The following is a 20,481-nucleotide window of genomic DNA, read 5'->3' as shown; positions in this document are numbered from 1 at the left end:
CACGACGGATCTCCAGGGCGATATGGTCGGCGATCGACAGGACGGCGCCGCTACCGCGGCGCCGTCAGACAAAAAACTGGGGAAAATTACTTCGACGAAAGTGGGGAGTATCTATCCGACGCTGACACCGCTGCGTTCCTGCTCGCCGCATGCGGCGGCGGCGACGATTTGGCGCGTGATCCCACGAAGTCAATCTCAGCGAAGGTCCAGGTGGTCGGCCACCGCGGTGCGAGCGCGCTGCGCCCCGAACACACCCTGGCGTCGTACCGTAAAGCGATCGAGGACGGCGCGGACGTGATCGAGCCCGATCTCGTCGCGACCCGCGACGGCATGCTCGTCGCACGCCACGAGAACGAGATCTCGGGCACGACGAACGTGTCGACGCTCCCGCAGTTCGCGAGTCGTAAAACCACCAAGACGATCGACGGCGCACAAGTCACCGGCTGGTTCACCGAGGATTTCACACTTGCCGAGTTGAAGACGCTGCGTGCGCGCGAACGGATTCCGGAGATCCGCCCCGCCAACACCGCGTACAACGACCAATTCGAGATTCCGACGTTCGACGAGATTGTCGCGCTCGCGAAGCAGATGTCCGCACAGACCGGCCGCACGATCCACCTGTATCCGGAAACCAAGCACCCGACCTACTTCCAGTCGATCGGCCTGCCGCTCGAGGACCGCCTCGTCGATGCACTGCTGAAGGATTCGTACACGGCCAGCACCGCGACCGTCTACATCCAGTCATTCGAGGTCGCGAACCTGAAGGCGATCCGCAACCGGATCAAGTCGAGCCAGCCAAACTGGAAGCTCGTGCAGTTGATGGACGATGCCGGCAAGCGCCCGTACGACTTCGTGAAGACGAACGACGCACGCACCTATGGCGACCTGTCGACGCGCGACGGCATGCGCGAGATCGCAACCTACGCGAATGCGGTCGGACCGACCAAGATTTCGATCATCGCGGTCGCCGCAGACGGCACGCTGCAGCAGCCGACGCCGTATGTGCGTTATGCGCACGAGGCCGGCCTCCTCGTGCATCCGTACACGTTCCGCCCGGAGAACAACTTCCTGCCAACTTCGCTGGAGGACGGCGCCACGCCGGCCACGCGCAACCCGGCTGGCTCGATACGCGAAATCCATGCCTACCTGCGCGCGGGCATCGACGGCTTCTTCACCGACGATCCGGCCGTCGGACGAGTGGCCGTCGACACCTTCGAGAAACCCTAGTGGCATTGCCACGTGGCGTAGGATGACACCATGAAAACGACCGGGCTCTACCGTGGGCACCGGTTTTTCGCCCCGTTATCAGCCGGGCCGTACGGTGGTGTTTTCGCTTCCAGCTCAACCTTCTAAACATTGAGGAACTGCTGTTCGAGCGCGGTGTGGTGGTGAGTTACGAAGCCATTCGACGCGGGTGCGACAAGTTCGGCGCGGGCTCCGCCTGCCGCCAACCCGGGAGCGTCCTGTCGTGTTTCGAACCAACTCGCCAACATGCCGCGCTCAAGCGGCACCTTCGACGTGCTTGCTCCGTCGCAAGCAACTCGCTTGGAGCTTCGACGTCTGGCGCGAGTTCACTGGCAAGACCCAGAAATCGTCTCCGACAAACTGAGATTGTCGTCCGTTGCAATTTCATCGACATTGGCAAGCAAGTTGGCAATACCCGTCGCTCACCCACAAGCCGGTCGCACAACTGAAGTCGAGCAGGACGCGCGAACGCTGGGCGGCCAACCCAATAATTGGTGAGCACTGGGATGAGAGTCGCATGAAGATCAGACGTGCCACGTTTATGAAAACAGGCGACGATTCGCAAAAACAATCTCTATTAGCAATACATGAATAGCCAGATAGATACAAATTGGATTCACCGATACATCGAGTTGTATTTCTATAGCATTTCGCAAATCATCGGTCGACACTCGAAGAAATTACGACTTTATGAATTTTACCTAGACCATACACTTAGGATGCCAATCTTTACATCCAGACTCGCAAGTACTACCGTCTATTAGCGACGCGTAGAGTTTCTGTCCGAAGCACTGTCCAGTGTCGCGACAATGTCCATCTACGAGGATTCGGCAGTGTCAGAAAGCCCGACACTCGGTGTCGGTCGATGTACCGACGTGCGGGTCTCGGATAGCGGGTTCATCGGAGAGAAAAAATGAAATATCGAAACTGGGCCGTGGGATTGACCGTGCTGACAGCGTTATCGTCGGCGCACGCTGTCGTTATCGACAAATCGACCTTCCAATACTACGGTGGCGATCCGGCGGATATAGCTACCAGTATCAAGACGCACAACGACACCCTACGCGCGTACAGCTACGAGAAGCCGTGGCTCGTGGTCGGAAATATCGGCGGCTGCACGGCGACGTGGCTTGGAGACGAGGACGGCTGGAGTTACATACTGACTGCCGCGCATTGCGCTGGCTATCAAGGTAGCGAAACACCGGTAAACAGGACTTTCTCCGTGACGGGCGGACGAGTAATCGCATCGGGCGCGGGCACTGCGTTCGTACCGCCGCAGCGAATCCATGGCACCCCGGGGATGGGCGGGGCATCGACAGACATCGCAATCCTGAAGTTGCCCAGACGCAATCCGATCCTTGACGCAGTCGGCAAACCGGTCGATCGGCCGATTCTGAACGATGCGCTGGACGAAAAAGGCCGCGATGTCATTTTCGTCGGTTATGGAAGCTGGGGCGTCGGCACGAACGGCAGCGGTGGGTACTGGCCAGCGAAGGGCGAGCGGCGACTGTATGGGCGCAGCCGGATCAACCAAATTTTCGAACTCGACTACGGAATCGGCGCGAGTTATCAGCCTGTCGGACCATCGCCGTTTTGGGCCCGCATAGCGCCCGGCGACAGCGGGTCAGCCTGGTGGCAAATCCGGGATGGAAAGCCGGTCATCATCGCGACGACCAACGGCGGCGCTGCGACTATCTCGACCGGCGCACGTGTGTCAAAGTACGCGGACTGGATCAAATCAGTCTATCCGGACGCGCGCTTCTTATCGAAGGAGCAGCCGCAGGGCTGCATCGTCAGCCTCAAGACGGGCGCGCGGTACTGCATGTCGGCTGGACAGCGCTGGGCCTATTCGCTCCCGTCGTGGATCTATGGGCAGGACGTCTTCGTGGATGCTGCACCGGGGACTGCAGTGGTACTGTCGGACTGGGACAACCTCTCCTACAACCGGATCGCCACATTTGCCGGGACCGTGGAAAACGACAGACTCAAGCACGTCAAGGCGGCCGACGGACAGTACCTCGATTTCTCGAAGCCGCTTTCGATGCGCGTCGTGCGCGACACGACGCCGGTCGGCTGCATTGTCAGCCTGAGATCCAGTGCTAAATATTGTTTGCCGGCGGGGCAGCAATCAGGCGATAAATTGCCGTCTTGGATCTATGGACATGAAGTACAGGTTGACGCCCCTCCTGGAATCGCAGTGACGCTGTCAGACTCGGATGGCCTCTCGTACAATCGGGTCGCGACGTTCCCGGGATTTGTCCAAAACTGGGAGCTGAAGAAGGTGAAAGCCTGGAACGGTGAAGATCTGGACTTCTCACGGCCGAAGTCGATGCGGGTCGTTCAGCAGTGAAGGAAAATTTCTGATTGTCCGGCGCGGCGTGGGTAGAAACCCCGCCGCGCAGCTCTCTTCTATTCATTGCTTCAGGTTGTTCGAACTCGATAGCCATCCTGCAAAACAACGTACCGAATTCCTGGACGTCGCTTGGTTCTGTTGCGGCAAGGCAGCCTGACAGACTAGCAGGGATATACACTGCGTGCCTATTCGTTCGTGGCTGTCGTTTATTGGATTTGTTCCTCGATATAACAGTACTGCCACGCGACGCCAAATCTTTTCAAGGCGTCGTATACGCCCAATGACCGGTCCCGAACAGCAGTGATCGCCCCTCGATTCGATGGGACGATTCGCGCTCAACCCAATACCTCCGCGAGGACTATACATCCGCCCATCGGCTGCCACGATCCCCGAGGCGTCGAACGCAGGCTTGCCTGGCCATCTCACGTCCGCCGTCCGCGCCTCCTTCGAGCGCCTCTTCGACATTCGCGGCGGCCGCCCCAAACGCGGCTACTGCCTGGCCTGCTTGAGTATCTTGCAGCGGCAGTTTCTGGAGAAACTGCTTCTTAGTCAAGGTTCCTATCGTTCATTAAAATCGAGAAATCGGCCTGCATGACGGAGAACAAAAACGCCGTAGACATGCCGAACAGAAATACACCGACCGACGCCTCGATTGCGCCGAGCAACCGCCAGTGATCGGTCAGATTGATGCCCGACGCGCCCCGCGTCGCCATCGTATCGATCGAGTACAACAGCGAGTCGCCGAAGGTGCTCACCGCGCCGATCCCGACATAAATCGCCCCCCACACCGCGGCCTCGACTACATGCAACAGCCCCAGTGCGACGCAGATGAACGTCAACAACGCGATGAACGCGCCCATCCCGTCCCGCACATTGCGTGAATGCAGTTCGAGCCTTATCCGTACCCGCCGCGCGAAGGTCGCCAGCAACACGAGCGACGACGCGTGGAGCAGAATGCTGCCCGTTCCAATCAGAATGCACAGGGTCCAGATTTCCATGAGATAAAAGCCCGGATGATGGCGACGACAGCGTGGCCGCCATCGTCGCCAACACGACAGGTCACTTCGCGCCCGCCCCCTGCGCAACCACGTCATCCGGCAGCGCATACGCGACGAGCGCGTCACTGACCGGCGTTCTCATGAAGTGATGGCCCCCGGCCATGATCACCAGATACTGCTTGCCGTTCGCCGAATAGGTCATCGGGGTTGCCTGACCTCCACCCGGCAGCAGATCGCTCCACACCATCTTGCCGGTTTTCTGATCGAATGCATGGATCAGGTTGTCCGTCGCCGCGCCCGCGAATATCAGGTTGCCGGCGGTAATGATCGGGCCGCCATTGTTCGGCGTGCCAACCTGGATCGGCATGTAGGTCGGCAGTCCGAACGGCCCGTTCGCGCGTGCGGTACCGAACGGATGTTGCCACGCGACTTTCCGGGTGCGCATGTCGATCGCCGTGATCATCCCGTACGGCGGCTCGTTGCACAGAACCTGCGTCAGCGGCATCAGGAACGGCTGAACGTCGACGCCATACGGCGTGTCGGCCATCGCACCCGGGCCTTCAGCGCCGGACTTGTTGGTGTGCCTCGGATCGTCGATCGCGTACAGCCCCATCTTGTCAGCCTGATCGCGCGACAACAGCCTGTCGTACATCGGCGTGTTGTTCCAGTTCGCGATCAGCACACCGCGCGCCGGGTCGTAGGCCACGCTGCCCCAGTCGACGCCGCCGTTGTAGCCCGGATACTCGAGCCACGGCCGGTCCACCATGGGCGGCGTGAATTCGCCGACATAATGCGCCTGCCTGAACTTGATCCGGCAATACAGCTGGTCGAACGGCGTCATGCCCCACATCGTCGTTTCCTGCAGGTCGGGGAAGCCCAGGCGAGGCATTCCGACCGACCACGGCTGCGTCGGCGTACGCGGATCGCCCGGCACGTTGCCCTGCGGCGCCGGGCGCTCCTCAACCGGCAGAAGCGGCTTGCCGTCGCGACGATCCACGACGAACAGCTGGCCGCGCTTGGTCGGAATCACCATCGCCGGAACAGGGCCCTTGTTCGACGGAAAATCGAACAGGGTCGGCTGCGAACCGATGTCGTAGTCCCAGACATCCTTGTGAACGGTCTGGAACACCCATCGCTCCTCACCGGTCGCCGCGTCGAGCGCGACGATGGACGACGCGACCCGGTTCTCGTTTTCCGTGCGCATCGCGCTGTAATAGTCCGCGGCCGAGTTGCCGGTCGGAATATAGACGAGCCCCAGGCTGTCGTCGCCGGCCATCGGCCCCCACGAATTGGGCGTACCGCGGCTGAATTCCTGCCCCGCGCCCGGTTCGCCGTGCTGTCCCGGCCGATTGACGTCCCATGCCCACTTGAATGCACCGGTGTCCGCGTCGTATCCGCGAATGACGCCCGAGGGCGCCCATCGGCGCTGACCGTCCTGCACCTGGTGGTTGGCGACGATCGTGCCGTTGACGATCACCGGCGGCGACGTCATCGCGACGAAACCCGGTACCGTCTTCCCGAGCCCAGTCAGCAGGCTGACCTGGCCACCCTCGCCGAACCCTTCGCACGATTTGCCCGTTGCTGTGTCGACAGCAATCAGGCGACCGTCGATCGTGCCTTCGATGATTTTTTCATGACATTGCTGTCCGGCCGGGATCGTCTTCGACACATGGTGCGCCAAACCTCGACAGGCAGCCGTATAGGGAACGCTCTCGTATTTCGTCCCGACATCGTGCGTCCAGATGGCCTTGCCCGTTACCGGATCGAGCTTCGCAAGATTGTTCGTCGCGGTACACAGATAAAGGCCGTCGCCTACCTTGATCGGCGTCGTTTCGGCGGCCCATTTGTTGACCTTGCCCTTCGGCGGCAGATCTCCCGTGCGATAGACCCACGCCACCTTGAGCTTGGTGACGTTGTCGCTGTTGATCTGGCTGAGCGGCGAATAGCGCGTGGCGTCCGCATCGCGCCCGTACTGTTGCCAATCCTCGTCCGGCTGACCTGCGCGCTGCGCCGCACGCTGCGTGCCGTCTGCGACGAGCGGGTCGCTGGATATCGGCGTGTCGGAGAGGAAACTCTGTTGCGGAACGAATGCCAGCGCAAAGGCGACGCCGGCGAACGCGACACATCCGCCCGCGAGAACCTTCGCCATTCTTCGACCGTGGCCGCTTTTGCCGTCCGAATCGACGAGCCGCGGCAACATCAGCGCGACAAATAACCCCAGGCCAGTCAGGAAACCCATTCTGGGCACCCAGCCCCACAGACGCGATGCCGTTTCATGCAACGTCCACACCAGCGTCATCGCGTACACGAAACCGAACAGCTTCGCGCCCAGCAGACGGCGGCGCCACAAAAGCCAGCCGGACCCCACCAGCATGACACCCGCGATCACATAGTACGGACTGCCACTCAGCACGACCAGCCAGATTCCGCCGAAGCCCATGCCCAATCCGCTGACCAGGATCGCGCCCGAAATGAGCCGATCCCAGAGTGACAAATAGTATTGTCTATTTCCGCTTTTTTTATCCATCAAAAAACTCCCGGTTCGCACAGCGTCGATCGCATCTACTCGATGGATTTATCGTGGAACGACGCTGGGGACAGCGACACTCCCGATGAACTCTTCATTGGAAGGCAGCACCCTCATGAAAATATTGCCTGTTGAAGCCCGCAGCTTTCCCGACGGGATACCGCGATACGAGCCCGCCCTGCCTGACATCGAAGGCGTTCGGTTCGTGTTCGACGCGATCGTCGGCTCGTAGCAGCATTTGCTTCGTGGAGAGGTTGAACCACATGGCGTCGGCGTGACTTGTTGTTGAGAAAACAATGCGACGAACGACAAGCGACGCTCGCGGATGCGCACCAGTTCGACGGTTGGCGTTCCCGTTCCCGAGTGATCGACGCTCGCCAACGCAACTGCGAACGTGGCGTGTTCGCTCCTTTTCTACTGCGACGAATCGGCGTCGCAATCCCAGCCGTTTGCGGCTACCCGATCGCTACGCAAGAGCGATCCCGAAACATCAGGGTGCCGAATGCTCCCCCATGGAATGTCTTCGACGTCGTTTACAGGCAAAGGCGAACGACGATGGAAAGCGGACCAATTACACTCGCGCAAATATCTCTATCAGACACGCATTGGTCATTAGTTTTTATTTTTCCCGCGCGAGCTCGGATGTCGCTCGGGGACGGGCAAGCTCCTGAAGCGCATCGGGTCTTGCGGCGGCGCCGGCCTTCTGCACGTAGACCATCGACGGAGTTGGCCGGTCCGACAGATCGACAGGTCAACTGGAAGCTGCACCACGAACATCATTCATGTTCTTGCATGAAAAAAATTCCATAAAACATATAAACATGATTATCGAAAAATCCGACAAAACACTTGCTATAAACAATTAAACTTTCGACCAACCAATTACCTTAAATATTCAACGATATCAGTTGAAATTTTCGTATTCCCCTGGATAAAACCTTGATCTTCGTCGGCATCCCCGCTTAGCATCACATCGTCGTCCCTGCCTTTTCAGGTGCAGATGTCTGGCGGGTCGCACTCCCCCCGGTGTCGATCCGTTTTGCCCGTCGGTGCCTCTCCGTCGCCGACGGGCCTTTTTATGCATCGATCTCGCGGGTCCCGCCTCGACAAGGCCACGACATGACGAATGGACAACGCGCCGTAGCAGGCTCAATGGACGCCATGGAAACACCTTCGCGCCGACGACGTTGGTTGCACGCCCTGGTTCGCGTACATCATCACCTGGCGCTACCAGGCCTGGGGCTGTTGTTGGCGCCGATCTACTGCGGCCCGCAAACAGGCGACTATCACTGGATTTGGGTTGCGGGGGCATTTCTTATCGCGACGGCGCTCTGCGTCGAACTGCTGATCGGCGTGGGCCGATTGCCAAGCGAAACCGATGACTTGCAATCGACGGTCGCTCACGACGGCGACGCCAACGATCGTCGCGCACGGCCTGAAGGGCGGAGCGATGTAGAACATTGAAGCCGTTCAACACGTGTTCGGAGGAAGAAAACGCGCACTCGCGGGGTAGATCGGCATCGGTGGCCACTTTTCCCGGACGCGTCGTTACCCCGTTCTTGCGCGCGAGTTTCGTACGTTGCGAAACACCAGCTCGGCAATCGGTTTCGGTGGCTCGAACGCCGCCTTGCGTGCGTTCAGAATCAGCCCATGGTCAGGCGATTTTCCGCATACCGGGTCCGCACGGCTTGCATCACCCGTCAGCATGTATGCCTGACAACGGCAGCCGCCGAAGTCCTTCTTCTTTTCATCGCACGACCGGCACGGCTCGGACATCCAGCCGTCGCCGCGATACCGGTTGAAACTCGACGACTCGTACCAGATGTGCGGCAGATCGTGATCGCGAACATTCGGAAATGCAATGGGCAACTGCCGCGCGCCGTGACACGGCAGTGCGGTGCCATCGGGCGTAATCGTCAGAAACAGGCTGCCCCATCCGCTCATACACGGTTTCGGACGCTCCTCGTAGTAGTCGGGCGTAACGAGAATCAGCTTGCACGGGTTGTGCGCCGCGGCCAGCTTCTCACGGTACTCGTTCACGATCCGCTCCGCCCGCTCGATCTGCGTGCAGGTCGGCAGCAGGGCATCACGGTTCAGGTAAGCCCAGCCGTAGTACTGGCAGGTGGCGAGTTCGACGTAATCGGCATCGAGCGCGATACAGAGATCGATGATCTCGTCGATGTTGTCGATGTTGTACCGATGGATGACAAAATTGAGCACCATCGGATAACCCTGCGCCTTCACCGCACGGGCCATCGCGAGCTTCTTTTCGAATGCGTGCGCCGATCCCGCCAGCATGTCGTTGACGCTCGCGTCGCTCGTCTGGAAGCTAATCTGGATGTGATCGAGCCCGGCATCGGCGAACTCGGCGATCTTCCGCTCCGTAAGGCCGATACCCGACGTGATCAGGTTCGAATAGAAGCCGAGCCGTCTCGCCTCGCCGATCAACACCGCGAGATCCTCTCGAACAAGCGGCTCGCCCCCCGAAAAACCGATCTGGACCGCTCCCATTCGGCGCGCGTCGGCCATCACCGTTAGCCACTCCGCGGTATCGAGCTCGTCGCGTTGCTGCGCGAAATCGAGCGGATTCGAACAATACGGGCATTGCAGCGGGCAACGGTAGGTCAGTTCTGCCAATAGCCACAGCGGCGGCCCGACGGAGTGCTGCGAGCCTGCGGACGGGGCCGGCTCACGCAAGTTCGATCCAGTGTTCGGCATGCGCTTTCTCCAGGAAACCTTCGACATCCTCGCCCAGCTCCGGTACGCCTGGAAACTGCCGCTCAAGACGCGCCACGATCGTGCCGACGGTTCGCGAGCCGTCGATCAGCACGCCGATTTCGGCTGCACTGTCGTTGAATTTGACCATACCTTCCGGATACAGCAACACGTACGTATCCTGAGCCGGCTCGAACTGCAGACGATAGCCTCGCCGCCAGCGCGGCACGCGACTTCGATCGAAACTCATGGAGTGATTCCTTTGTGCCAGACCGGCTGGTCCGTGACGCTGTGATAAGGCGGCCGATTCAATTCGTACGCCATCGACATGGCGTCGAGCATCGTCCACAGAACATCGAGCTTGAACTGGAGAATCTCCAGCATCCTTTGCTGGCCCTCGGCCGTGGTGAAGTGCTGCAACGCGATGGCCAGCCCGTGCTCGACGTCGCGGCTGGCCTGGCCGAGACGCGTGCGGAAATAGGCGTAGCCGTCGGGTTCGATCCACGGATAGTGTTGCGGCCAGGTGTCGAGGCGCGACCGATGAATCTGCGGCGCGAACAATTCGGTTAGCGAACTGCATGCCGCTTCCTGCCAGCTGGCACGCCGCGCGAAGTTGACATACGCGTCGACGGCAAAACGCACGCCGGGCAGCACGAGCGCCTGCGAACGCAGTTGCGCGGCCGTCAGCCCGACGGCCTCGCCAAGTCGCAGCCACGCGTCGATACCGCCCGTTTCGCCGACCGCCCCATCGTGATCGAGCAGCCGCCGGATCCACTGCCTGCGCACGTCCCGATCCGGACAATTCGCGAGGATCGCCGCGTCCTTCATCGGAATGTTGACCTGGTAGTAAAAGCGATTCGCCACCCAGCCCTGGATTTGATGCGGCGTCGCCCGGCCCTCCGCCATCGCCACCTGATACGGATGGTGGATGTGATAGAACGCGCCCTTCGCACGCAGTGCTCGTTCGAATTGATCGGGTGTCAGAACCGGCTGGCTCATCGGCATTCCATCGCGTCAAGGCCGACCCGTCGCGCCGGCGGAGTGTGCCGGCCGAGGCCGGTGTGTCGTTTCATGTTTCGACCGCATGTATCGCCTGCTGGCGGCCTACAGGACGATGTCCATCCCGTCGAACGCGACCTCGATGCCGCGACGCTGCAACTCCGCGCGTTGCGCGGAGCGTTCGTCCAGGATCGGATTGGTGTTGTTGACGTGGGTCAGTATCTTGCGCGGCACGGACAACCGGGCCAGGACGTCGAGCATGCCGCCCTTGCCGCTCAACGCGAGGTGGCCCATTTCCCGACCGGTACGCGTGCCAACGCCTCGCCGGCTCATCTCGTCGTCGTCCCATAGCGTGCCGTCCACCAACACGCAATCGGCGCAGTCCATCCACGCGAGCAGCGAATCGTCCACCACGCCGATCCCGGGGGCGTAGAACAGCGTGCCGCCCGAGCGCGCGTCTTCGACGAACAGGCCGATGTTGTCGCCGGGGCGTGGATCGAAACGGTGCGGCGAGTACGGCGGCGCCGCGCTCCGTAGGGATAGCGGCGTGAAGCGCAGGTGCGGACACGCGAGCACGACAAAACTTTCGGCCGGTTCGATGCGATTCCAGATCAGGCCGCCGGTCCAGTGCCGCAGCATGTCGAACAACGGAAAGCCCGTCGTCAAGTCGCGGTGGACGGGCTCCGTGCACCAGACCGCGAGCGGGCATCCTTCGCGCAGGCTGAGGAGGCCCGTCACGTGATCGATCTGGCTGTCCATCAGAATGATGGCGTCGATGCCGGTGTCGCGAAGCGTCCGTCCGGGCTGCATGGGCGCGAACGCTGCCAGTTGCGCGCGGATATCCGGTGACGCGTTGCACAGTATCCAGTGCTCGCCGTCATCGGACAGCGCGATCGAAGACTGGGTCCGCGCATGCGCTTCGATCGTCCTGTTTCGAAAGCCGGCACAGTTGGGGCAATTGCAGTTCCACTGCGGAAAGCCGCCCCCCGCAGCCGATCCCAGAATATGAATGTGCATGATGGCTCGTCAGCAACGGGGCATTCGTCACCACGAACGCCCCGGCAGACCGTGGCGCCTGCTGCCACGGTATTGCAGGTCGATCAGCGATTCGATACGTACATCGTAATTTCGAAGCCGAGACGCAGGTCGGTGTAAGCAGGTTTGATCCACATGACAGACTCTCCTTGACGCTTGATGCCAATAAAAAAACACGCCCCGTCGGCGACATCGATCGATCATCGCATTCCGGAAGTCGTGACTCCCACGTCGATCGCGTTGAAGTCTCCCTCCATCAGCGATCGAATCATGTGGACGGTGTACATCGAAGAATAAAAAGGCGCAGGTGTTCTGGTTCTGCGCAAAAGCACTCGACCCGAGGAAGTCGAATGCGGCCAAATCGATTCATGACGCCGCCGTGGAAAAATCGCGATGTGTTTCGCGACTTCGATTCAGCTCCGTCATGCATTGAAGGCGATTGGAAACGAAAAACGGACCAGTTCATCTCCGCAAAACATTTCTATCGGAAACGTGAACCGATACCCCCGATGCATTGCGTTCGCCAACGCCAATCTCGCAGCCGGGCGTCCTAATTTCGCCCACGGTCCTTCGTGCAAATGTCGTACAACGACCGCAACGATCGTGCATATTCGGCGTCATACGCCGGTTGCGCGGCGAGCGGCCGCGGGATGCGCGATGTCGCTTGCATGGGCTCGGCCTGCGTCTGCGCGTCGGGTTCGGTTCCCGCGATGTAGTACAAATCATGCCGGCGGTGGGTTCCGCCCACGGTCCGCTTGACGACTTGCCCCTCTTTGACCAGCAAGGCCAGGAACGTCGTCGCCCGATGCAGCGGCAGCACGTGCTGCGCCGCGACTTCCCGTACGCGATAACCCACACCCGGCTTCATCGCATCGAACACGCCCTTGACATCGACCGGGATGATGCGCCGCGCTTCATCGTGTGTACACAATGCGGCATCGCGCGAGTGCACGAAAAAACACGATCGACGGCTGCCGCCGGCGTTCAGGAACATCCCTTGTTCGAGCTTGCCCGCGGCGACCCAATGCTCGAGCCACGCCCGAACCGAAGAAGCCCGCATTCCGAGCTGACTGGCCAACGTGGCCGGTTCGTAAGCCTTGCCGGGCTCCATGATCTCGAGAACGCGTTGCCCGTCCGACATGAGCGACGCCGATTTGTGACGCGTGTTAGCCAAGTGTTTTCTCCACCATTTCGTCGACGATCGAATCCGCACCGACGCGCGTTGCAACCGCGTAAACCGGATACGAACGTCTGCCTGCAGGTACGCGAGTGTCGTTACGATAATCGACGCACTTATTCGCTCGGACTCCCAATCTTTTATTCATCCTTTCGCAATCGATAAAATGCGACTGCGTTTTCCGCGAAGACGGCTGATCGCTCCCGCTCGGCCAGTGTCGCCAGCAGATCTTTCGCAATCGAATGCCATCGGATGTAGTCCCCGTTCAGGTTCAGTCGAGGCCAATCGCTGCCCCACATGAGTCGTTCCGGACCAAAGGTGGCCAGCAAATGATCGACGTACGGCCGCAACGTCTCGGCGTTCCACCCCGGTTCCGAGTCGTTTGCCAGCCCCGACAACTTGCAATGCACCTGGGGCATGCGAGCCAGTCGTTCGATGGCCCTCGCCCACGGTTGCCAGCCCGCCGCTCCGCGGCGAATGGATGGCGTCGCACCGTGATCCACGACGATGCGCAGCCGCGGGAAACGCCGCGCCACGCTTTCAAGCAATGGCTGGCGCCGCGGCGAAACGTCTGCCTCGAATGCCAGGTCGTGTTCGATCAATGCTTCGATCGACGCAACGCGCCCGGCTTCGTCAACCCAGCGATCGTCGGCAGGTTCATCCGGCAATGTCGGACGAACGCCCTTGAATTTCGAATCGCGTGCGAGCGCCGCGACGACATTCGGGGTATGGCCGTCCGACAACGACACCCAGCCAACAATTCCTGCGATCGACGGCTCGAATCCGGCGAGACCAAGGAGATAGCGCGTTTCGTCGAGCGTCTGCGCCGCCTGCACGACAATCGTGCGCGCCACGCCCGTCCGTGCCCGCAATGGCGCAAGCTCCGCGGGGCCGAATACGCGATTGAGCGTTCGGTATCCCGCCGCGGGCCAATCGTAGTCGCCACGCGTCGGGTCCCAATACTGCTGATGGGCATCAACACACACCATCATGTCGGCCTTCTCCACGAGTACGCGTTGTGCGTCGGTTCCGTTCGACACGACGTGTGGATGCCGGGTGTCGCCCGCTCGATCCGCGGCCCGAGCCAGGCTGCGAAGCAATCGGCCCTGACACGTCATCCGGGAATCGCCAACAGGACCTGCTGCCTTCCTTCGGGTGTCATGAGCTCCATTCGTTATCCGAGCGGTCACATGGCGTCGGCCCTTCTCCACTGGTTTCCATGCGTTGCCGATCCGCGATGGAAATCCGCGCGGCCAGCGTGGCAACGTCGAGTTTCGCGATGACTTTCTCGGCAACTTCATGGTCGATCCTGAATCCACCGATCTCTTCGTTCAGCGCTCGCTGCAACGCCCGAATCCTTTCTTCTCGAAATCTGATCATCGTCGTTTCCTCAACGATGTCCGTAGGCGATCTCAGGCGTTTTCCATGAACGCGACCATGAGGTCTTCGTAAAATCACCCGGCGCGCGGACCATTAACACGAGCAACGTCCTTGACGGATACTCAATGCAAACCATTCGAAATTGACGAGTCGCCAACCAAGGGCCCGTCGATGCCGTCATCGGAAACGATACGACACGACTATTCCCGATTTCTCTCGACTTCCCGCTCCGTCTCGGGTGTATCCAGCTCGAAATCCTGACGGTTCTTGCCTCTGAGCCACAGCGGCTCGCGGCCCCGTCCACTCCACACTGCGCCACTCTGGGGATCGAAGTATTTCGGCTTGATTTTCCGTCTCCGGTCTGCAGGAAACAGATCTTCCGTATCGAAATGAAACTCTTCGATCGCAAGGAGGATCTCAATGAGAACCTCGTCACGGACGAGATCACGATCCCGCGCAATCTGCGCTTCCAGCTCTGATTTTCTCTGTATGTATCTGGTGAATTTGTCCATCACGCACCCGACGATATGCTCAGCTCGCAACTGCGGCGTTTCACGAACGATAGACACCACTTGCGAAATGACACCGCCAAGAGACAGTCGGTGCTTCCCCGCGATTGTCCCGAAGCGAACACCTGAATCACCACGCGTTGAAAAACAATCCCACCGGTTCGGCACGACAATCGCGTTTCGCTCATGATGGCCCGGCTCCGCTTTCGCGAAATCCGGGCAATCATGACGAGACGGAAGCTTACCAATCAGCAAGATTGTTTCAGTGTCTCTATGTCTTAGGGCGGACGACGCAGAAAAATGGACCGATCAGAATGGTGAAATTGTTTCTATCGAAATTCAACGACTAATAGCGCGCCATCCTCTGCATCTGTCGGACGTATCGTCGCAGCGATTCATGTGTCGTGCCGTGCGCGTGGCGACGTAGCAGCATCGTGACGACGGAAAATCATGGTTCCCACCTCACGGTCGGATTCGTCGTGCACGATCCTGAACTCCGTGGCCAGCATTTGCTTGATGGCGGCCGCATCGTGCTTGCTGTGATGCTCGAGCAGGATGACCTGCGTCTTGCTGATGTCCAGGTTTTGCAGTATCTCGACCTCGCTCCCCTCGGTGTCGATCTTGACTAGTTCGCTGGACGGAAGATCGGCGGCGGCGACACATGTCACACGAATCGAGTTGCCGGTCTGACGCGCGCCTTTCACGAATCCCCCGGTCACGAAGCTGTCGCCGACATAGATGTGGTCGTCGCCGGCTTGCGCACGAACGGCGCAGGGCACCACTTCGCACCACTCGGTATTCACGTTGTGATTGAGCTGCTCGATGTTGAACGGCATCGGTTCATAGCAGAGCAGGCGCGCAGCGGGCCATTCCCGATGAGCGCGAAGCGCAAAGGCGCCAATATTGGCCCCGATGTCCAGGATGGTTGCCGGCGTCACGTCCAGCCGCTCCGCGAAATAATCGTCGACTTCGCGTTGCAGCCACTCCGGAATGGGCAGGGCTTCGGGCTTCGGGGCTTTCGCACGCTTCGCACGCGACTGCGGCGCCTTCTTGTCGTCCGCGCCCAGCTTCTTCCAGATGCCCTTCAGTTTCTCGGCGAGAATCTCCGGCCTGCCTTCGAACACGAGCTTTTCGACCGCGGCCGGGCCGGTCAGGCGTGCGGCCAGCTCCGCACGCTCGTCGCCGTTTTCGACGAGACGCTTGACGGCTGCAAAATAGTCGTCCTCCGTCTTCGCGATCATCCACTCGGGAAAACCGAGCCGGCGGAACATGCCTTCGTCGATGTGCTCGTGTACCTCCGGACCGGTTTTGCACACGCCGACCAATCCTGCCCATACCGTGTCGACGATACCGTTCGTATTACCGAACGGATAGGGATTCATGAAAAGGTCGCAACCGGCAATGACATTCATGTACTCGTCGTATTTTTGCTGGCCGTGCGTGACCGCATGGTTGCCCAGAATCCGATGAATCGAATGCCGCACCTGGTGGCTCACCACCCCGATCGCCTGACCGACCAGGAAATGGAATTCCACCGGCACCGATACTTCTTTCACGATACGCGCGCACATCTCGAGGAAGCGAGGATTCAGCTTCATTGCAGCCGACGCCACGGCGATTCGAACCACCGGGCCCGATCCCGAGCGTGCCATCGGTTTCAGTTCCAGCTCCCGCATCGCCTGCGGCGGGCGATACGGCATGCCGTCCGCTGGCAGTTTCAGAAGTTTCTCGCTGAAGCAACGCTCGTCGCCGACGTAGTCCTCCTCCACAACGACATAGTCGATCGTCTCGCTATGCGTGGTTGCCGGGTGGCCGAGCGCCATCACCTGCAGCGGCGCAACGCGCAAGCACGCCATGACCATCGTGATCGGAAACATGCCGACGCTCGGCATATACGCGATTTGCGCATCGTTCGCCTCGCAGATGTCGCGAATATGGCGTGCGTGGTCCCACACGTCGCCGGCGCCAATGCTGATGAATTCGTCGAAAACAGCACGCCCGAAATCGTCGACGGCCTGCTCATAGCCGACGCCGATCACGTGAAAGTGATCGCGCAGCCTGGTCATCGTGAGGGAATGCGTGCGATAGATCGAATGGTTCTTGGAAAACCATTCGAGAATGACCACCGCAACCGGCTTTTTGCCGCGTGCCGGCGTGCTCGCCGGCCGTTCGATATCGAGCAGGTCGAGACGCTTCAGCTTCCGCCGGATCAGGTCGTTGATCGGCTTCTTGATCGCATGCTTTTGCGGAAGATCGGCATAGCTGCAATACATGTAGACGTCGTGCAACACGCCGACCGGCAGATCGTCGAGCGTGTCCAGTTGAGCCAGTCGCTCGGGCAGCCATCTCAGCAACAGTTCACGTTTCTGATGGGCAGCCTGCGTTCCCAAAAAGCGCGGCGACATGAGCATGAAAGCCAGTCTCGCTGCTGTCTTCTTGTCAAAATTCCACAGAATGTCCCAGTCCACGCTGACTTCCGAGTCCGGAAAGTAGAACAGACTGAATTTCGCCATCGTGTCGTACGGAACGTTCAGATCCGTGCGAGCCGTTTCATCGACGCCGAACGAGCGCAGGATGTGGTCTGCATTGCGAAATGGGCTGGCCGCAAAAAGTGCGGCCAGCCAGCGCTGCATTTGCGCGAGCTGCGCGAAGCCATCGTCCGATAACCTGAAGTCAGGGTCCGTAACAAGGCTGCTGATCGCGGACGTAAGGCGCACGTTCAGATGATCTTCGAGGATCGGAAATGCTTCCACCGATTGCGACCACGAATCGAGGCCGCGCAGGAAGCCGTAGTTCTCGTCGATGATTCGAAGCAGGCGGTGCAGTTCCGCCGCGGCCTTTTCATGCTCCCGCCGGTAGCAAAAGTACTCCAGCGCGTTCAGATTGAATTCCATATTGGCGTGTATTTGGTATCCGTTCTTCTGCAGATGTTCGAAGCAAAAAAAGCCGCGCTCCCCGGCCAAACAACACCGGGGAGCGCGGCTGTCCTCCTTAGAAGCTGTACTTGAGGTTGCCCTTCACGCTATGGGCATTCGTCTTCGCGCCCACCTGGCCTTCATACGTGACGCCCACCGTCGTGGCCGTGCCGACCGCGAAGTCGATACCCGCCTCGACCACCGCGGCATCCCGCGCCACACGCACGCCCGACACCGAGAAGTCCGGCGAGCCGACGAAGCTCTGTGTCGTCGACGGCTTGACGTTCCCGTACGCATGACGCCAGCCGACCATGCCGCGCACCTTCGCCGCGGTCGACCCGAAGACCAGATCGGTCGACGCGCGTGCCCCCAGCGTGCTGAACACCAGATTGTTCGTGGCGCTCTTGACGTTCAGCCCCGCGACACCGCCCGCTTCGCTGAACCCGTTGGTATGGACGTTCACGTACGACACGTTCGCATACGGCTCGAGCGTGAAGTTGCCCGCGCTCATCGCGTAGCCGAGTTCGGTGAACGCCTGAACCGTGTTGGCGTGATACGTCGCCGTCACGCTGTTGGCGAAGCCCGGGAACGCGATGCTGCGATCCGACTGGATGTGGCTCCACGTATAGGCCAGGCCCGAGCGCAGTGCCAGCGGACCCCACTTCTTGCCGCCGTACACGCCGAGGTGCAGGTTGTCGCTCGATGCCGACGAGTTACGATCGTCCACATGGAAGCTCGAGTGGCTGTAGCCGGTCATCACGCCCAACGTGACGTCGCCCGCCACCACACCGTCGACACCTGCCAGCACACCGCCCGTCGAACGGGACAGGTTAGCCGCGCCGTCCTCGCCGCTCATATGCCCCCAGGAGCCGAAGGTCGTGGCCCAGCCGCCTCGGGTATCCGCGGACGAATACAGGCGGTTGGTGACCTGGCGGTTGACCAGCTGGCTGTCCTCCAGCAGCGCCGAGCGCACGGAGCTGTACATCTCGCCCGACAGCGAGTCGAACGCAGCGCGAGCCTGATCGGCGCTCAGTCCGGCAATGGCCTGCACCAGCGGGCTGGACGTTGCCATGCCGTTGATGGCCGAGCCCACCGCGATCTGGTTCGGCGTCACGCCGACCGCGCCGAACTTGACGTCGTTACGCGTCATCGTCAGGTACACGTTGTTCGGATCGTAGCTGAGCGTCGGCGTCAGGAACGCGAGGCTGGACGTCACGCCCGCGAAGGTTCCGTTGACGCCGCCGTCCGCGGTCAGGATGGTGTACTTGGTCTTCTGACCGTAGTCGCCTTCCGCCGCAATCACTTCGACCGTGGCGCCGTTGATATTGCCCTCGCTGTCGACAGCGCGCTGGGCCTGCGCGCTTGCCGCCGCGCCGCTCGACTCGCTGCCGATATTGGCCTTGCCCGACACCTGCAGATGATCGGAGTTACCTGCCGCATCGACGTGGACCGTAAAGATCGAGCCCTTGCCGAAGTTCACCCCGCCGACCTTGCTGCCCTGAGCCGCGGACAGCCGGCCGCCGTTGAGCGACACCGTGCTCAACAGGCTCGCATTGGGTCCCAGCGCCAGCGTACCCGCATTGACGAGCGTCAGGCCGGTATAGGTGCTGTTGCCGGTGAACGTCGTCGTTCCGGATCCGACCTTCGTGACTCCGCCGTTGCCGCTGATCGAGCCGCCGAAGATCTGATCCGTGCTGTCGCCGAAGGTGAGGTTGTTGTTACCCAGATTGACCTTGCCGCCACCTGCGCCAGACAGCGCACCGATCGTCTGGTTGCCGGAGCCGTGACTGATGTCGAGCGTACCGTTACCGCCGACTGCAACACTGCCACCGGAGAACGTGCCGTTCGAGCCGAGCGTCAGCGTGCCGTTGCTAACGTTCATGCTCACGCCGGAACCCACGGTGCCCGTGACCGTCGTCGTACCCGTGCCGTTCTGGTTCAGTGCGCCCGTGCCCGACACGTTGCCCAGCGATGCGTTGCCGTTGCTGATCGACGCGATCGTGCCGTTGTTCAGCGACGTATTGCCTGTCACGTTGCCGTTGTTCAGCGCCAGCGTGCCGTTCGGGTTCACGCCGTGTTGCCCGACACCGTCCCGTTCGGACCTGCCGTGAACGTACCGTTGTTCACCGTGGTATTGCCCGCGACGTTGCCGCCATTGGCCACCACCAGGTTGCCCGCGTTCACGGTCGCGTTCACGTCCTTGCCCACGTTGCCCGTGACCGTCGTCGTACCCGTGCCGTTCTGGTTCAGTGCACCGTTGCCGGTCACGTTACCCAGCGAGGCGTTACCCGAGCCGATCGACGCGACCGTCCCGTTGTTCAGCGCCGTGTTGCCCGTCACGTTGCCGTTGTTCAATGCCAGCGTGCCGTTCGGGTTCACCGCCGTGTTGCCCGCCATCGTGCCGTTGTTCAGCGCCAGCGTGCCGTTGTTCACGGTCGCGGCCACGCCTGCGTCGACGTTACCCGTGACCGTCGTCGTACCCGTGCCGTTCTGGTTCAGTGCACCGTTGCCGGTCACGTTACCCAGCGAGGCGTTACCCGAGCTGATCGACGCGACCGTCCCGTTGTTCAGCGCCGTGTTGCCCGTCACGTTGCCGTTGTTCAACGCCAGCGTGCCGTTCGGGTTCAC

The 20,481-nt window shown here is 60.7% G+C and carries 17 protein-coding genes and 2 pseudogenes; 5 read left to right on the top strand and 14 right to left on the bottom strand.

Features of this window, described 5'->3' with window-relative positions; all coding sequences use genetic code 11:
* Window positions 1–138 precede the first annotated feature (138 nt).
* From H0X91_RS33425 to H0X91_RS35390, 3 genes and pseudogenes are all read left to right on the top strand, one after another.
* A complete protein-coding gene (locus H0X91_RS33425) occupies window positions 139–1,227 on the top strand; it encodes a glycerophosphodiester phosphodiesterase (RefSeq protein WP_196433739.1) in 1,089 nt (362 codons plus the stop codon).
* Between the two features lie 30 nt (window positions 1,228–1,257).
* A pseudogene (locus H0X91_RS35140) lies at window positions 1,258–1,457 on the top strand (IS6 family transposase); the annotation flags it as partial.
* Window positions 1,458–2,158: 701 nt separating this feature from the next.
* Window positions 2,159–3,595 carry a trypsin-like serine protease gene (locus tag H0X91_RS35390; RefSeq protein ID WP_196433736.1) on the top strand — a complete coding sequence of 479 codons (1,437 nt, stop codon included), beginning with the start codon at window positions 2,159–2,161 and terminating at the stop codon, window positions 3,593–3,595.
* Between the two features lie 548 nt (window positions 3,596–4,143).
* On the opposite strand, the gene H0X91_RS33415 is transcribed toward H0X91_RS35390, so the two are convergent.
* Both H0X91_RS33415 and H0X91_RS33410 read right to left on the bottom strand, forming a co-directional pair.
* Complete coding sequence (locus H0X91_RS33415; protein WP_196433735.1) at window positions 4,144–4,596, bottom strand: two pore domain potassium channel family protein; 453 nt, start codon at window positions 4,594–4,596, stop codon at window positions 4,144–4,146.
* A 61-nt stretch (window positions 4,597–4,657) separates the two neighbouring features.
* Window positions 4,658–7,123 (bottom strand): membrane-bound PQQ-dependent dehydrogenase, glucose/quinate/shikimate family, encoded by a 2,466-nt coding sequence (locus H0X91_RS33410; RefSeq protein WP_196433734.1) that lies wholly within the window; start codon window positions 7,121–7,123, stop codon window positions 4,658–4,660.
* 85 nt (window positions 7,124–7,208) lie between these two features.
* Here H0X91_RS33410 and H0X91_RS33405 point away from each other — a divergent pair, with 85 nt between their 5' ends.
* Window positions 7,209–7,355: a hypothetical protein gene (locus H0X91_RS33405; RefSeq protein ID WP_196433733.1), complete on the top strand. Its 147-nt coding sequence runs from the start codon at window positions 7,209–7,211 to the stop codon at window positions 7,353–7,355.
* A 920-nt stretch (window positions 7,356–8,275) separates the two neighbouring features.
* Window positions 8,276–8,587 (top strand): hypothetical protein, encoded by a 312-nt coding sequence (locus tag H0X91_RS33400; RefSeq protein ID WP_196433732.1) that lies wholly within the window; start codon window positions 8,276–8,278, stop codon window positions 8,585–8,587.
* Between the two features lie 84 nt (window positions 8,588–8,671).
* Here H0X91_RS33400 and pqqE read toward each other — a convergent pair whose 3' ends face one another.
* The 12 genes and pseudogenes from pqqE to H0X91_RS33340 form a co-directional block, all read right to left on the bottom strand.
* Entirely contained in the window at window positions 8,672–9,841 is a 1,170-nt protein-coding gene (pqqE, locus tag H0X91_RS33395) for a pyrroloquinoline quinone biosynthesis protein PqqE (protein WP_196433731.1), read from the bottom strand.
* A complete protein-coding gene (pqqD, locus tag H0X91_RS33390) occupies window positions 9,813–10,088 on the bottom strand; it encodes a pyrroloquinoline quinone biosynthesis peptide chaperone PqqD (protein ID WP_196433730.1) in 276 nt (91 codons plus the stop codon). Before pqqD ends, pqqE begins: the two co-directional genes overlap by 29 nt.
* Window positions 10,085–10,837, bottom strand: coding sequence for a pyrroloquinoline-quinone synthase PqqC (gene pqqC, locus H0X91_RS33385; RefSeq protein ID WP_196433729.1), 753 nt, complete (start codon window positions 10,835–10,837; stop codon window positions 10,085–10,087). The genes pqqD and pqqC overlap by 4 nt, the downstream gene beginning before the upstream one ends.
* 105 nt (window positions 10,838–10,942) lie before the next feature.
* Window positions 10,943–11,854, bottom strand: coding sequence for a pyrroloquinoline quinone biosynthesis protein PqqB (pqqB, locus tag H0X91_RS33380; RefSeq protein WP_196433728.1), 912 nt, complete (start codon window positions 11,852–11,854; stop codon window positions 10,943–10,945).
* An 83-nt stretch (window positions 11,855–11,937) separates the two neighbouring features.
* Window positions 11,938–12,009: a pyrroloquinoline quinone precursor peptide PqqA gene (gene pqqA, locus H0X91_RS33375; protein WP_165580681.1), complete on the bottom strand. Its 72-nt coding sequence runs from the start codon at window positions 12,007–12,009 to the stop codon at window positions 11,938–11,940.
* Between the two features lie 413 nt (window positions 12,010–12,422).
* Window positions 12,423–13,046 (bottom strand): hypothetical protein, encoded by a 624-nt coding sequence (locus tag H0X91_RS33370; protein WP_196433727.1) that lies wholly within the window; start codon window positions 13,044–13,046, stop codon window positions 12,423–12,425.
* Between the two features lie 143 nt (window positions 13,047–13,189).
* Complete coding sequence (locus H0X91_RS33365) at window positions 13,190–14,041, bottom strand: amidohydrolase family protein (protein ID WP_196433738.1); 852 nt, start codon at window positions 14,039–14,041, stop codon at window positions 13,190–13,192.
* A 166-nt stretch (window positions 14,042–14,207) separates the two neighbouring features.
* Window positions 14,208–14,429, bottom strand: a complete 222-nt coding sequence (locus H0X91_RS33360) for a hypothetical protein (protein ID WP_196433726.1) — start codon at window positions 14,427–14,429, stop codon at window positions 14,208–14,210.
* 200 nt (window positions 14,430–14,629) lie between these two features.
* Entirely contained in the window at window positions 14,630–15,193 is a 564-nt protein-coding gene (locus tag H0X91_RS35120; RefSeq protein WP_230878082.1) for an H-NS histone family protein, read from the bottom strand.
* A gap of 140 nt (window positions 15,194–15,333) precedes the next feature.
* Complete coding sequence (locus H0X91_RS33350) at window positions 15,334–17,832, bottom strand: FkbM family methyltransferase (RefSeq protein ID WP_196433725.1); 2,499 nt, start codon at window positions 17,830–17,832, stop codon at window positions 15,334–15,336.
* A gap of 97 nt (window positions 17,833–17,929) precedes the next feature.
* Window positions 17,930–19,924, bottom strand: coding sequence for an autotransporter outer membrane beta-barrel domain-containing protein (locus H0X91_RS33345; RefSeq protein WP_196433724.1), 1,995 nt, complete (start codon window positions 19,922–19,924; stop codon window positions 17,930–17,932).
* Window positions 19,921–20,481: pseudogene (locus H0X91_RS33340) on the bottom strand (hypothetical protein); the annotation flags it as partial. The gene H0X91_RS33345 and the pseudogene H0X91_RS33340, both read right to left, overlap by 4 nt.

Origin of the sequence: Burkholderia sp. 9777_1386, assembly GCF_015712265.1 — a bacterium.
Taxonomy (GTDB): Bacteria; Pseudomonadota; Gammaproteobacteria; order Burkholderiales; family Burkholderiaceae; genus Burkholderia; species Burkholderia cenocepacia.
This window is presented reverse-complemented; position numbering and strand designations above follow the sequence as displayed.

Excerpts from the sequence above, each read along its gene's own strand:
- H0X91_RS35390 (WP_196433736.1), top strand. The coding sequence starts at position 2,159 with ATGAAATATCGAAACTGGGCCGTGGGATTGACCGTGCTGACAGCGTTA.
- H0X91_RS33415 (WP_196433735.1), bottom strand. The coding sequence starts at position 4,596 with ATGGAAATCTGGACCCTGTGCATTCTGATTGGAACGGGCAGCATTCTG.
- H0X91_RS33410 (WP_196433734.1), bottom strand. The coding sequence starts at position 7,123 with ATGGATAAAAAAAGCGGAAATAGACAATACTATTTGTCACTCTGGGAT.
- H0X91_RS33405 (WP_196433733.1), top strand. The coding sequence starts at position 7,209 with ATGAACTCTTCATTGGAAGGCAGCACCCTCATGAAAATATTGCCTGTT.
- H0X91_RS33400 (WP_196433732.1), top strand. The coding sequence starts at position 8,276 with ATGGACGCCATGGAAACACCTTCGCGCCGACGACGTTGGTTGCACGCC.
- pqqE (WP_196433731.1), bottom strand. The coding sequence starts at position 9,841 with ATGCCGAACACTGGATCGAACTTGCGTGAGCCGGCCCCGTCCGCAGGC.
- pqqD (WP_196433730.1), bottom strand. The coding sequence starts at position 10,088 with ATGAGTTTCGATCGAAGTCGCGTGCCGCGCTGGCGGCGAGGCTATCGT.
- pqqC (WP_196433729.1), bottom strand. The coding sequence starts at position 10,837 with ATGAGCCAGCCGGTTCTGACACCCGATCAATTCGAACGAGCACTGCGT.
- pqqB (WP_196433728.1), bottom strand. The coding sequence starts at position 11,854 with ATGCACATTCATATTCTGGGATCGGCTGCGGGGGGCGGCTTTCCGCAG.
- H0X91_RS33365 (WP_196433738.1), bottom strand. The coding sequence starts at position 14,041 with ATGATGGTGTGTGTTGATGCCCATCAGCAGTATTGGGACCCGACGCGT.
- H0X91_RS33360 (WP_196433726.1), bottom strand. The coding sequence starts at position 14,429 with ATGATCAGATTTCGAGAAGAAAGGATTCGGGCGTTGCAGCGAGCGCTG.
- H0X91_RS33350 (WP_196433725.1), bottom strand. The coding sequence starts at position 17,832 with ATGGAATTCAATCTGAACGCGCTGGAGTACTTTTGCTACCGGCGGGAG.